The organism is Pseudonocardia cypriaca (assembly GCF_006717045.1).
In the GTDB taxonomy this organism is placed as follows: Bacteria; Actinomycetota; Actinomycetes; order Mycobacteriales; family Pseudonocardiaceae; genus Pseudonocardia; species Pseudonocardia cypriaca.
In genome coordinates this window covers 2,091,169-2,103,862 of the sequence record NZ_VFPH01000001.1, presented here as the reverse complement: position 1 = coordinate 2,103,862, position 12,694 = coordinate 2,091,169, and the positions used below count along the sequence as shown (strand labels likewise).

11 protein-coding genes are annotated in these 12,694 nt (G+C 74.3%); 3 read left to right on the top strand and 8 right to left on the bottom strand.

Annotation, left to right across the window (positions count from 1 at the left end; translation table 11 throughout):
• Window positions 1-23: 23 nt before the first annotated feature.
• The 6 genes from FB388_RS09955 to FB388_RS09930 all read right to left on the bottom strand — a co-directional run bounded on the left by FB388_RS09955 (window position 24) and on the right by FB388_RS09930 (window position 5,667).
• Entirely contained in the window at window positions 24-1,046 is a 1,023-nt protein-coding gene (locus FB388_RS09955; protein WP_142099655.1) for a DMT family protein, read from the bottom strand.
• A complete protein-coding gene (locus FB388_RS09950) occupies window positions 1,043-1,753 on the bottom strand; it encodes a DUF998 domain-containing protein (RefSeq protein WP_170225550.1) in 711 nt (236 codons plus the stop codon). The genes FB388_RS09955 and FB388_RS09950 overlap by 4 nt, the downstream gene beginning before the upstream one ends.
• Before the next feature lie 98 nt (window positions 1,754-1,851).
• Entirely contained in the window at window positions 1,852-2,526 is a 675-nt protein-coding gene (locus FB388_RS09945; RefSeq protein ID WP_142099651.1) for a hypothetical protein, read from the bottom strand.
• 115 nt (window positions 2,527-2,641) lie between these two features.
• Window positions 2,642-3,526 (bottom strand): RluA family pseudouridine synthase, encoded by an 885-nt coding sequence (locus FB388_RS09940; protein WP_142102849.1) that lies wholly within the window; start codon window positions 3,524-3,526, stop codon window positions 2,642-2,644.
• 37 nt (window positions 3,527-3,563) lie between these two features.
• On the bottom strand, window positions 3,564-4,166 hold the full coding sequence (gene lspA / locus FB388_RS09935; protein WP_142099649.1) for a signal peptidase II: 603 nt from the start codon (window positions 4,164-4,166) through the stop codon (window positions 3,564-3,566).
• A gap of 7 nt (window positions 4,167-4,173) precedes the next feature.
• Window positions 4,174-5,667 carry a potassium/proton antiporter gene (locus FB388_RS09930; RefSeq protein ID WP_142099647.1) on the bottom strand — a complete coding sequence of 498 codons (1,494 nt, stop codon included), beginning with the start codon at window positions 5,665-5,667 and terminating at the stop codon, window positions 4,174-4,176.
• Between the two features lie 228 nt (window positions 5,668-5,895).
• Between FB388_RS09930 and FB388_RS09925 the strand changes: the two genes are divergently transcribed.
• Genes FB388_RS09925 through FB388_RS09915 form a run of 3 tightly spaced genes read left to right on the top strand, consistent with a single transcriptional unit; the run spans window position 5,896 to window position 8,645 of the window.
• A complete protein-coding gene (locus FB388_RS09925; RefSeq protein WP_142099645.1) occupies window positions 5,896-7,215 on the top strand; it encodes a sensor histidine kinase in 1,320 nt (439 codons plus the stop codon).
• On the top strand, window positions 7,212-7,865 hold the full coding sequence (locus FB388_RS09920; protein WP_142099643.1) for a response regulator: 654 nt from the start codon (window positions 7,212-7,214) through the stop codon (window positions 7,863-7,865). The genes FB388_RS09925 and FB388_RS09920 overlap by 4 nt, the downstream gene beginning before the upstream one ends.
• Before the next feature lie 3 nt (window positions 7,866-7,868).
• On the top strand, window positions 7,869-8,645 hold the full coding sequence (locus tag FB388_RS09915; RefSeq protein WP_142099640.1) for a DUF4097 family beta strand repeat-containing protein: 777 nt from the start codon (window positions 7,869-7,871) through the stop codon (window positions 8,643-8,645).
• A gap of 4 nt (window positions 8,646-8,649) precedes the next feature.
• Here the strand turns inward: FB388_RS09915 and FB388_RS09910 are convergent, their stop codons facing one another.
• Together FB388_RS09910 and ileS are read right to left on the bottom strand one after the other, a co-directional pair.
• Entirely contained in the window at window positions 8,650-9,411 is a 762-nt protein-coding gene (locus tag FB388_RS09910; protein ID WP_142099638.1) for a class I SAM-dependent methyltransferase, read from the bottom strand.
• A gap of 29 nt (window positions 9,412-9,440) precedes the next feature.
• On the bottom strand, window positions 9,441-12,626 hold the full coding sequence (gene ileS / locus FB388_RS09905) for an isoleucine--tRNA ligase (protein WP_142099636.1): 3,186 nt from the start codon (window positions 12,624-12,626) through the stop codon (window positions 9,441-9,443).
• Window positions 12,627-12,694 lie beyond the last annotated feature (68 nt).

Below are 12,694 nucleotides of genomic sequence, written 5' to 3'. Positions count from 1 at the left end.
ATGGAAGATACCGGCGCTGGGGATCACCGGCGGTGCACGGGATCGGCCGGGCGCGGCTGCGCGTCCGGCGGGGATGGTTGGGGAGGTGGGACCGGCTGCGGCGCTGCCGCGGCCCCGGGTCCGATGCGGGCGGCGCGCGCGGCCGCCGCGTCGGGGTGGTGGCGGGCGAGCGCGATCACGCCCGCGGTCGCCGTGATCGCCGCGCCCGCCAGCAGCACCCAGGTCTCGGCAGGCGTGGCGACGCCCTCGCCGAGGAGCACGGCGCCGAGCAGCACGGCGACGATCGGGTCGACGACGGTCAGGCAGGCGATGACGACCTCGGGTGGGCCGGACGCGAACGCCTGCTGCACGAGCCACCCGCCGACGAGCACCGCGGTGGCGATCCCGGCCACGGCGGCGAGCACCGGGAGCTCGAGCGGCCCGACGTCCCCCGCGATGACCGACTGCGACACCGCCCGCACGAGCGCCGACACCAGGCCGAACGCGGCCGCCCCCGCAGTGGCGCAGGCGACGCAGCGGATCCAGCCGGAGCGGGCGAGGCCCAGCCCGGCGAGGGCGAGGACGGCGCCTGCGACGACGAGGCTGGCGATCAGGGTGGCCTGGTCGGGCGGGGGTGAGCTGACGGCGGTGCCGGCCGCCCCGCCGACGAACACGGCGACCCCGGCGATCGTGAGCAGCACCCCGACGACCACCCCGGGTGCGGGCCTCCGGTCGGTGCGCATCGCGGTGAGCAGCACCGCGATCGGGACGGCCAGCACGCCGAGCGGCTGCACGACCGAGAGGGGCGCCAGCACCAGCGCCGTGGCGTGCAGCACCGATCCCCCTCCGGCGAGGGCGAGACCGGCCAGCCAGCCCGGACGGCGGGTGATGTCGCGCAGGCCGCGCAGCGACAGCACCTTGCCGGGCCGGTCGTCGTCGTCCCGGCGCGATCCGGCGGTGACGGCGCCGTGCTGGAGCACCGCGGCGCCTGCGAAGCAGGCGGCCCCGAGGAGGGCGAGCACGATGGCGACGCCGGGTCCGGCGAGCTCGCCGATCATCCTGATCATGCGGCACCCCGCAGGCTCGGGGACACGGGCACCGGTTCGAGGACGCGCTCAGCCGCGAGCCGGGTCGCCCGGGCCGTCATCACCAGAACCACTATCACCGCTGCACAGAGAACACGCTGCACCCCACCGAGGAAGGGAAAAAACGGTGAACCGGCGATAACGATCGGAACATGATTCAGCAGAAAGAAGGTGCTGATCACGGCCGCGATCACGGCCGCCCAGGTCAGCGGCACGGCTGCGGGCTGCCACGCCGGCACCGTGCGGGCGTGCACCGCAACCAGCAACGCGGCGAGCGGCAGAACCGCGAACACCCAGCCACCCGCGATGCGGTGCACGGTGGAGACCAACCCCGGGGTGGTGCCGGGGGTGTGGGTCGGGAAGAGCGCCACGAGCACGAGCGCCACCGCCGCGCTCAGGAAGAGCCGTGCAGGTACCCGCGCCGAGGGCAGGCCTGCGCGTTGCAGGCCGGTGGCGAGCGCCACGCAGGCCACCGCCAGGCCGATCGCGGCGGCGCCGAGCAGCGCGTAGCCGCCCGGCTGGAAGACGTAGTCGCTGATCACGGCCGTGAGCGGGTCGAGCGAACCGATGCTGCTCAGGTGCAGGAACCCGAGGGGGAGGAGCGCGACGATCACGGCCGCAGTCACGATCGACTCCCCCGCCCACGCCACTCCGGCGGAATCCCGCCCGCTCCCCCCGGTCGACGTCATGGGCATACCGTGCCAGCCGACCTCTGAGACGGACATCAGGAACTCCACCGAGTCCCTACGGGGGTAATCCCCCACTCGCCCGTCCGGCCCACTCCTCGTCATGACGGGACCGGCCCGTCGTCGGGCAGCGGGTCGGCGCGCTGCACCTGTCCGGGCAGCAGCGGGGCGACGGCCAGCTCCCGGGCGGTGGCCCCGGCCGGCGCCGCGTGCACGGCGCGCACGTCCGGTCGCGCGGCCACCGCGTCCAGGCCCGACCGCTCCGCCTGCACGACCAGCGCGAGGACGCACGGCGCGGACGGGTCGGCGAGCGCCCTCGCCTCCGCGGCCGCCACCTCGGCCGCCCGCCCGGCCTGCCGCTGCGCGTCGGTGGCCGCCTGCTGCTGGGCGCGCCGCCGCGCGGCGTCGAGGGCGGCCGGCACCGGCATGCCCTGCTCGAGGGGCTCGAACCGCAGCGCCGTCTGCACGCGCGGCATCGGCACCCGCAGCACCACCGTCACGGGGGTGGTGCCCGCGACGGCCACAACGGCGGCCGGATCCGGTAGCTCCGCGGCGAACTGGACGAGCGCGAGCGCCGTCGTCCCCGGTGCGGGTAGCTCCCCGGGCACCCGGTGCAGGTAGGCGGCCACGTCCTCCCCCGGCTCCGGGCCGAGGCGGATCGACCCGGGTGCGGGCGCCGGGGCGGAGGCCGGGAACTGCGTCCCGGCGTACCACGCGGCGAGCAGCACGACGGCCGCGCACGCCAGCAGCACGCCGGCTCTCGCCCGCCCGGTCACGCCGCACCCCCTCCCCCGGTGGTGTTTTCCCAGTGTCGGGCGTGCGGCGGACGACGGTGGCAGCGGGTCCCCGCAGGCGGACCCGGATCCCCATCCGGGCCGCCGGCCCACGCGCTCAGTCGCGCAGCAGCTCCAGCGCCCGCTCGAGGTCCGCCGGGTACGGGCTGGTGAACTCCACCCAGCGGCCGTCCGCCGGGTGCTCGAAACCCAGTGAGCGGGCGTGCAGCCACTGCCGCGCCAGCCCGAGCCGCTTCGCGAGAACGGGGTCGGCCCCGTAGGTGATGTCGCCGACGCACGGGTGGCGCAGCGCGGCGAGGTGCACGCGGATCTGGTGGGTGCGCCCGGTCTCCAGCCGCACGTCCAGGAGGGACGCCGCGCGGAAGGCCTCGATGGTGTCGTAGTGGGTGACGCTGGGCTTGCCGCCCGCCACCACGGCGAACTTGTAGTCGTGGCGCGGGTGCCGGTCGATGGGGGCGTCGATGGTGCCGCTGGAGGGATCGGGGTGCCCCTGGGCCACCGCGTGGTAGCGCTTGTCGACCGTGCGCTCCTTGAACGCGCGCTTCAGCACCGTGTACGCGTGCTCGGCTGCGGCGACGACCATCACCCCGGTGGTGCCGACGTCGAGGCGGTGCACGATCCCCTGCCGCTCCGCGGCACCCGAGGTGGAGACGCGGTAGCCGAGCGCGGCGAGCCCGCCCAGCACGGTGGGGCCGGTCCACCCGGGGCTCGCGTGGGCCGCGACGCCGACCGGCTTGTCGACGACGACGATCTCGTCGTCGGCGTGCAGCACGGTGAGCCCTGCGACCACCTCCTCGGGCCCGGTGATGGGCGTGACCGGCTCGGGGTCGGGCAGCTGCACCTCGAGCCACGCGCCCGCGGTCAGCCGGTCGGACTTCCCGGCCGCGCGGCCGTCGACCGCGATGCGACCGTCCTCGGTGAGCGCGGCCACCGCCGTGCGGGACAGGCCGAGCAGCCGGGACAGGCCGGCGTCGACGCGCATGCCGTCGAGGCCGTCGGGCACCGGGAGCTGGCGGGTCTCACTCACCGGCCGGCTCGCCCTTCCCCGCCTGCTTGCGGCCGGGCTGTTTCGAGGCGCTGCGCGTGCCGTCGAGCTCCCTCCCGAGCAGGGCGAGCAGCACGAGCAGCGCACCGCCGGAGACGATCGAGGAGTCGGCGAGGTTGAACACCGGCCAGACCCGTCCGTCCGGGGCCAGCAGCGAGACGATGTCGACGACGTGCCCGTGCAGCGGGCCGGGCGAGCGGAACAGGCGGTCGGTCAGGTTGCCCAGCGCGCCGCCGAGCACGAGCCCGAGCGCAACGGCCCACCCCGTGGACCGCAGCCGGCGCGCCACGCGCACGATCACCACGACCACGGCGATCGCCACGATCGTGAGCACCCACGTGTAGCCGGTGGCGAGGGAGAACGCGGCGCCCGGGTTGCGCACGAGCTGCAGGTAGACCAGGCCGCCGAGGATCTCCACCGGCGCGCGGTCCTCGAGCTGAGCGACCGCGACCACCTTCGTGACGATGTCGAGTGCGAGCACGGCCACGGCGATCAGCGACAGCACCCGGACCTTGGGCCCGGCCGGGTCCGCCTGCGCCTCGCCCGGCTCTGATCGCTGACTCGCGTGCTCACTCACGCCCCCATCATCCCCTACCGTCGCTCGCCTCCCGCCCGGCGTGCCAGCGCGCGAGGCGTCCGCGCTGGTCGACGGCCCGGATCCGGTCCTCGGCGGCCTTCCGCGCCTTCGCCGTGGTGACGACGAGCAGCTGGTCGCGCTCGCGCAGCCGGGTGTCGTCGGTGGGGGTGAAGCCATGACCGTTCCGCACGACGAGGCTGACCACGGCGCCGCGGGGCAGCCGCAGCTCGCGCAGGTACACCCCGCGCAGCTGCGAGCCGACCGGCACCTTGATCTGCAGCAGGTCGGCGGAGAGCTGGTCGAGCGGGGCGGCGTCCACGGAGAGCTCCCGCGGCTCCGCCTCCCGCGACACCCGCAGCCGCCGCGCCACCCACGGGAGCGTGGTGCCCTGCAGCAGGGTGAGCCCCACGACCAGCACGAACACGACGTCCACCAACGCCCGCCCGCTCGGCGCGCCCTCGATGAACGCGACCAGCGCGAACACGATGGGCACCGCTCCACGGAGCCCGGCCCACGAGAGGAACACCTGGTCGCGCCAGTCCAGCCGGAACGGCCCGGCGGACGCCAGCACCGAGAGCGGTCGCGCGGCGACGATGAGCACCACGCCCGCGACGAGTGCCGGCACGATCGCGTCGACCAGCCGGGGCGGCGACACGAAGAGCCCGAGCAGCACGAACAGCCCGATCTGGGCGAGCCAGCCCATCCCCTCTGCGAACGAGCGGACGTCACCGCGGTGCGGGAGGTCGGCATTTCCCAGCACCAGCGCCGCGACGTACACGGCGAGCAGGCCGGACGCGTGGGCGAGCTGCCCCGTCGAGTAGGCGAGGACGCAGACGGCGAGCGCCGCGAGCGGGTACAGGCCGGTGGCCGGAAGCGCGGCGCGCCGCAGCGCCCACGCCCCGGCGAACCCGAACAGCGCACCGAGGACACCCCCGGCACCCAGCTCGTAGACCACGAGCAACGGGGTGAGCCAGGTGATCGGGTCACCCGATGCCAGCAGGACCACCGTGAGCACGACGGGCGCGTCGTTGGCGCCGGACTCCAGTTCCAGCATCCCGGCCAGCCGCGAGGACACCCCGACGCCGCGCAGCACCGAGAACACCGCTGCCGCGTCGGTGGAGGACAGCACCGCGCCCCAGAGGAACGCCGCGCGCCAGTCCAGCCCCAGCAGCAGGTGCAGGCCCGACGCGATCACCCCGATGCTGACGGCCACCCCCACCGTCGAGAGCGCGATACCCACACCGAGCGCCGGGCGCACGGCCGTCCAGCGGGTGGTGAGCCCGCCCTCGGCGAGGATCAGCACCAGCGCGGCGAGCCCGATCGACTCGGTGAGCCGCGCGTCGGAGAACTGGATGCCGAGAACGGACTCGCCGAGCAGGACCCCGATCGCCAGGTAGACCAGCAGCGAGGGCAGCCCGAGCCAGGTCGAGACCCGCACGGCGAACACGCCTAGCAGCACGACGGCGGCCGCTACGCCGAGCGCCACCTCCAGGCTCGCCATGCCCACCTCCGCCCCCGCTACACGGTATCGGCGCAGGTCGCAGGCCCTGCCGCAACCCGCCCAACCGGGGGACGGCGAATACCCGCGGTGCCCCGGAGTTCCGGTGCACCCACCCGCCGGCCGATCTCCGCACCGCGAACCCCGGGGCGGGCGGGGAGGGGCTAGCCCCACCCCAGTGCGGGGACTTGCAGGATGGTGTCCCCCACCACTGCTCCCTAGCCTGCTCACATGGTCATCGCGTCGCCCGTGGAGGGCGCTCCGGCGGCACGCCCGTCGCACCGCGACCCGCTGCGCGCCCTGGCTGCGCCGTCCACCTGGCTCGCGGCCGCGCACCTGCTGCTCGACGCCGTGATGGGTCTCGCGTCCGCGTTCGTGCTGGGGCTGGGGCTGTTCTTCAGCGTCGTGCTGCTTCCACTCGCGCTCCTCGGGGTGCCGGTGTGGATCGTCACCGCGTGGGTGAGCGCGGGCCTGGCGCGCCTGGAACGCGCGCGCTACCGCGTCCTGCTCGGCGTCGACATCGACCCGGAGCCGCTGCCTGCGTTCCAGCCCAACCCGCTGCGCTACGGCGGCGCCCTGCTGCGCGACCCCGGGGTGCGCCGCCGAGCCGCCCACCAGCTGATCGCCGCGCCGATCGGCGTGCTCACGAGCGGGATCACGTACGCGCTGCTGTCCGGTGCGCTGGCGTTGCTGGCGACGCCGCTGCTCGCCGTCGCGGTCCCGGACGACGGCACGGTCACCTACGGGATCCCCTTCGTCGACACCGCTGCCGGGCGGTCCCTGCTCGCCGGCCTGGGCCTCGTCCTGCTGCTCGCCGCCCCCGCCGTGCTGCACGGGCTCGCCGCCGCGGACATCGCACTCGCCCGCACCCTGCTCGGGCCCGTGCCCGAGGCGCTCGCCCGCCGGGTGGACGAGCTGGAGCGCAGCCGTGCCCGGGTCGTCGACGCCGGGGAGGCGGAGCGGCGCAAGCTGGAGCGCGACCTGCACGACGGCACCCAGCAGCGGCTCGTCGCGCTCGGGATGACCCTCGGCCGCGCGAAGGCGCGGTACAAGCAGGACCCGGCGGCCGTCGGCGAGCTGCTCGACGACGCCCACCAGCAGGCCAAGGACGCCGTTACCGAGCTGCGCGGGCTCATCCGCGGCCTGCACCCCCCGGTGCTCACCGACCGCGGGCTCGACGCGGCGCTCTCGGCCATCGCCGTCCGTTGCCCCGTCCCGGTGCTGCTCACCGTCGAGATCGACGAACGGCCGAGCTCCACGGTGGAGGCGATCGGCTACTTCGTGGTCGCCGAGGCGCTCACGAACGTCGCGCGCCACTCCCGGGCCGCCCACGCCTCGGTCGCCGTGCGGCGGGAGCGCGGTGGACCGATGTGGATCACGGTGACCGACGACGGCGTGGGCGGCGCAGACCCCGACCGCGGCACCGGGCTGCGCGGCCTCGCCGACCGGGTGTCCGGGGTCGACGGCCAGCTGCGCGTCGACTCCCCCGTCGGCGGGCCCACCGTGCTCACGGTCGAGCTCCCGGTCGCTGCGACGGGACGCACCCGATGACCGCTGCGCGCGTCACCGTCGCCGAGGACTCGGTGCTGCTGCGGGAAGGGCTCTCGCGGCTGCTCACCGAGGCCGGGTTCGAGATCGCGGACGCCGTCGGCGACGGCGAGGCGCTCCTGCGGTCGGTCGCCGCCGACCGGCCCGACGTGGTCCTCGCCGACGTCCGGATGCCGCCCACCCACTCCGACGAGGGGCTGCGGGCGGCGCTGGTGATCCGGAACCGGTGGCCGGAGGTGGCGGTGCTCGTGCTGTCGCAGTACGTCGAGGAGCGCTACGCCACCGAGCTGCTCGCCGGTGACACCCGCGGCGTCGGCTACCTGCTGAAGGACCGCGTCGCCGACGTCGAGACGTTCGTCGAGGCCCTGCACCGCGTCCGGGCGGGCGGCACCGCGCTCGACCCCGAGGTCGTCTCGCAGATCTTCGCCCGCTCCCGGCGGGCCGCGCCGCTGGCCGCGCTCACCCGCCGCGAGCGCGACGTACTCGCCCTGATGGCGGAAGGCCGCTCCAACGCCGGGATCGCCGCGGAGCTCGTCGTCGGCGAGGGCGCTGTCGAGAAGCACATCAGCGGGATCTTCGGCAAGCTCGCACTTCCCGCGGCGCCCACCGACCACCGGCGTGTGCTCGCCGTGCTCAAGTACCTGGAGGACTGACCGGTGAGCACCCCCGCGCCCGCGAAGGCGAACCCGGTGGTGGTGGCCGCCGCCGTGCTCGCGGTCCTGCTGGCCTGCGGCGCCGGCGCGTTCGCGCTGCTGTCCGAGATCGTCACCAGCACCGTCGAACGGACGAACGTCTTCCCGCCGGTCACCGGCCGGCTGCTGATCGACGCCGACGGCGACGTGACGATCGGCCCCAGCGCCGACGGGCGGGTCCACGTGCGCACGGTCGTCCGGCACGGGCTCGGCGAACCCGAGATCGTGCAGGAGTCCACGGCGGTGGGCGTCCGCCTCGGCGCCGGCTGCCGGGAGTTCCTCGCCGTCCGGTGCGACGTGCGGCACCAGGTCCAGGTCCCGCCCGCGTTCCACGTCGTGATCGACGGCTCCGACGGCGACGTCACCGCGAGCCGGCTGACCGGACCGCTGACGGTCGACCGGTCCGACGGCGACATCACGGTGGTCGACCTGACCGGCCCGCTGGACCTGCGCTCGCGCACGGGCGAGATCCGGGGTGAGGCCCTGCGCGGCGAGGTGCTGCTGGCCGAGTCCGTCAACGGTGACGTCCAGCTGGAGCTGCTGGTGCCCCCGCGGTCGGTCGAGGTCACCGCGCGCGATGGCGAGGTCGACGTGGCCGTGCCGGGCGACACGACCTACCGGGTCGAAGCGGACACCCGGTCCGGCGAGGAACGCGTGCTCGTACCCCTCGACCCGGCCTCCACCCGCACCCTGCGTCTCCACGGTGTGAGCGGCGACGTGACCGTCCGCCCCACCCGCTGACCGGTCAGGCCACCGTCCAGGAGAGGGTGGCGGCCTGCCTGGACCGGTCCAGCCGCTCGAGCTCCTCGGCCACCTCGGGCACCGCGCTCTCCGGCAGGCACAGCCGCCGCGTGACCCACGCCGGGTCCTGCCGGGGCGGCAGATCCCGCTCCCACCGCTGGACGACCGGGTCGATCCCGATCTCGCGCAGCACGGCGACCGCGTCGTCGGTGGTCGCGGGGTCGGGTCGGTGCAGGTCGTGGAACCGCACCCAGAGCGGGTCGAGCCAGGCCATCGGGTGCCGCCCCATCATCTCGACGACGACGCCGCGGTGCGCCGCCGCCGTGAGCGCCTCGAGGAACGGCACCAGGTCCACGACGTTGTGCAGCACGTGGTGGCAGACCACCACGTCGGCGGTGCCCGCTGCGGGTGCGGCGTCCGGCCACCGGCCGAGCACCGTGCGATGGGGCACGCCGCGGGCCCGGGCCTCGGCGGCGAACGCGTCGAGCATGTCCTGCTGCTGGTCGGCGCCGGTGAGGTGACCGGCGCGGCCGGCGAGCGCGAACGACGCCGCGCCACCGCCGCAGCCGACGTCGAGCACGCTGCCCCCGTCGGGGAGCAGCGCGTCCGCGGACCGGCGCGACGGCGTGTCGACGGGCTCGACCGGAGGCGCGAAGAAGGCGACCTCGTGGTGCCACGGGTCGATGGCCGCCCGCGCGAGGATCTCCGGCGGGATGCCCCGGCCCTCCTGGAGCTCGGCCCACCGCGTCGCCGCCGGTCCCCCCATGGCCGACGAGTATGCCGCGGACGACCGGATCAGGCGCGGGCGACCAGAGCGGCGATCTCGACGCTCTTGCCGTCCGGGGCGGCGACATTGCCGCGCAGGGTGGGCTCCGGCGCCGCGCCATCGGTCCCGGAGCCGTAGGCCACCGACACCGCGAGCACCTCCCCCGCGACGAACGCCTCGTGGGCGCGCACCGCGTCGAGCACGCCGGCCGGGCCGTCGACGGTGAGCTCGATCCGGTCGGCGACGTCGAGGCCCGCGTCGCGGCGGGCCTGCTGCACCACCCGCACGACGTCGCGCGCGGTGCCCTCGGCGGCCAGCTCCGGCGTGATCGCCGTGTCGAGCACGACGAGACCGGTGGAGCCCGGGAGCGCCGTCGTCGAGCCCGGGTCGGCCGACACGAGCTTCTCGCTGAACTCGCCGTCGAGCAGCTCGATCCCGGCCGCGGTGACGGTGCCGTTCTCGTTGCGGGACCACTCCCCCGCCTTGACGGCGCGGATCACCTTCTGGGTGTCGCCACCCAGCCGCGGCCCGCAGGCACGGGCGTTCACCGCCACCTCGAACCGCCCGTGGGCGGCGACGTCGGTGGTCAGCGCGACGTCCTTGACGTTCACCTCGTCGCGCAGGATGTCGGCGAACGGGGCGAGCGACTCGGCGTCGGTGGCGGCCACCGTGAGCCGGGCCAGCGGCAGCCGCACCCGCAGCCCGCGCGCCTTGCGCAGCGAGAGCGCGGCCGAGGCCACCTGCCGCACCCGTTCCATCGCGGCGACCAGCGCGTCGTCGTGCGGGAGGTCGGCCGAGGACGGCCAGTCCGCCAGGTGCACCGACCGCTCCCCGGTGAGCCCCTGCCAGATCCGCTCCGCCGTGAGCGGCAGCAGCGGGGCGGCCACCCGGCAGGTCACCTCCAGCACGGTGTGCAGGGTGTCGATCGCGTCGTCGTCGCCTGCCCAGAACCGGTCGCGCGACCGCCGGACGTACCAGTTGGTCAGCGTCTCGGCGTGGTCCCGCACCCGCTCGCACGCGCCCGCGACGTCGTAGACGTCGAGCGCCGCCGTCAGCTCGTCGACGAGCGCCGCGGTGCGGGCGAGGATGTACCGGTCGAGGACGTGCGGCGAGTCGGTGCGCCGCACCCCACGCCGCCCGGCGTAGAGCGACAGGAAGTACCAGGTGTTCCACAGCGGCAGGAGCGCCTGGCGGACACCCTCCCGGATGCCCTGCTCGGTGACGACGAGGTTGCCACCGCGCAGGATCGGCGAAGCCATGAGGAACCAGCGCATGGCGTCGGAGCCGTCCCGGGAGAACACCTCGTTGACGTCCGGGTAGTTCTTGCGCGACTTGGACATCTTCTGCCCGTCGTCACCCAGCACGATCCCGTGGGCGACGCAGGAGCGGAACGACGGCCGGTCGAACAGCGCCGTGGCCAGCACGTGCAGCGTGTAGAACCAGCCGCGGGTCTGCCCGTTGTACTCGACGATGAAGTCGCCCGGGTAGTGGTGCTCGAACCACTCGCGGTTCTCGAACGGGTAGTGCACCTGCGCGAACGGCATCGAGCCGGACTCGAACCAGCAGTCGAGCACCTCCGGCACCCGGCGCATCGTGGACTTCCCGGTCGGGTCGTCCGGGTTGGGGCGGGTCAGCTCGTCGATGTGCGGGCGGTGCAGGTCAGTCGGCCGCACGCCGAAGTCGCGCTCCAGCTCATCGAGCGAGCCGTACACGTCGGTGCGCGGGTACTGCGGGTCGTCGCTCGTCCACACCGGGATCGGCGAGCCCCAGTAGCGGTTGCGGGAGATCGACCAGTCGATCGCGTTCTCCAGCCACTTGCCGAACTGGCCGTCCTTGATGTGCCCCGGCACCCAGGTGATCTGCTCGTTCAGCTCCACCATGCGGTCCCGGAACTCCGTGACCTTCACGAACCAGGAGTCCACCGCGCGCTGGATCAGCGGGTTGCCGCAGCGCCAGCAGTGCGGGTACGGGTGGTCGTAGGTCTCGTGGCGCAGCAGCACGCCCTTCGCGTGCGGGGCGCCGCGCTTGAGGTCGGCGATGATGTGCGGGTTCGCGTCGAACACCTGCATGCCGGCGTACGGGGGCACTCGCTCGTCGAACTCGCCCTTGCTGTCCACCGGCACGACGACCGCGATGCCCGCTGCGTCGGTGACGAGCTTGTCCTCCTCACCGAACGCGGGCGCGATGTGCACGAGCCCGGTGCCGTCCTCGGTGGTGACGTAGTCGGCGGCGAGCACCCGGTGGGCGTTCTCCCAGCCGGTGAAGAAGTCGAACGGCGGGGTGTAGGACAGCCCGAGCAGCTCGGTGCCGGGGAAGGTGCGCAGGACGTCCGGCTCTTCGCCCAGCTCGCGGGCGTACGCGGCGACGCGGGCGGAGGCGAGGACGTACCGCTCCCCGTTCGCCGCGACCAGTGCGTACTCCACCTCGGGGTGCACGGCCATCGCGAGGTTGGACGGCAGCGTCCAGGGCGTGGTGGTCCAGATCAGCGCGAGCGCGCCGTCGAGGTCCGAGCCGTCGGCCCGCAGCCGCAGCCCGACGGTGACGGCCGGGTCCTGCCGGTCGACGTAGACGTCGTCCATCTTGGTCTCGGTGGCCGACAGCGGCGTGCCGTCGTGCCAGCAGTACCAGAGGACGCGGAAGCCCTGGTAGACCAGACCCTTGTCCCAAAGGGTCTTGAACGCCCACATGACGCTTTCCATGTAGTCCAGGTCGAGCGTCTTGTAGTCGTTGTCGAAGTCGACCCAGCGGGCCTGGCGGGTGACGTAGTCGCGCCACTCCCCGGTGTAGCGCAGCACGGACGAGCGGCAGGCGTCGTTGAACGCGGCCACGCCCATCGCGTCGATCTCGGCCTTGCTCTTCAGCCCGAGCTGGTGCTCTGCCTCGACCTCGGCGGGCAGGCCGTGGGTGTCCCAGCCGAACCGGCGCTCGACGTGCTTGCCACGCATGGTCTGGTAGCGCGGCACGACGTCCTTGACGTAGCCGGTGAGCAGGTGCCCGTAGTGCGGCAGACCGTTGGCGAACGGCGGACCGTCGTAGAAGACGAACTCGTTGCTGCCGTTGTCGCCGGTGGGCCGGGCGTCGACCGAGGCGCGGAACGTGTCGTCGCGCTCCCAGAAGTCCAGGACCTCCCGCTCGAGCGCCGGGAAGGACGGGTGCGCGGGAACCGACGGGTAGCGGTCGCGCTGCGCCGACGGTTCGTTCGCAAGCTCGCTCATCGTGGTGGTGCTCCTCGTGCGTGGCCGGTGGTGCTGCCTGCACGGGGACGACGCTCTCGCGAGCGCCG

Coding starts and splice junctions, on each gene's coding strand:
- FB388_RS09955 (WP_142099655.1), bottom strand. CDS start 1,046: ATGATCAGGATGATCGGCGAGCTCGCCGGACCCGGCGTCGCCATCGTG.
- FB388_RS09950 (WP_170225550.1), bottom strand. CDS start 1,753: ATGACGTCGACCGGGGGGAGCGGGCGGGATTCCGCCGGAGTGGCGTGG.
- FB388_RS09940 (WP_142102849.1), bottom strand. CDS start 3,526: ATGCGCGTCGACGCCGGCCTGTCCCGGCTGCTCGGCCTGTCCCGCACG.
- FB388_RS09930 (WP_142099647.1), bottom strand. CDS start 5,667: ATGGCGAGCCTGGAGGTGGCGCTCGGCGTAGCGGCCGCCGTCGTGCTG.
- FB388_RS09925 (WP_142099645.1), top strand. CDS start 5,896: ATGGTCATCGCGTCGCCCGTGGAGGGCGCTCCGGCGGCACGCCCGTCG.
- FB388_RS09920 (WP_142099643.1), top strand. CDS start 7,212: ATGACCGCTGCGCGCGTCACCGTCGCCGAGGACTCGGTGCTGCTGCGG.
- FB388_RS09910 (WP_142099638.1), bottom strand. CDS start 9,411: ATGGGGGGACCGGCGGCGACGCGGTGGGCCGAGCTCCAGGAGGGCCGG.
- ileS (WP_142099636.1), bottom strand. CDS start 12,626: ATGAGCGAGCTTGCGAACGAACCGTCGGCGCAGCGCGACCGCTACCCG.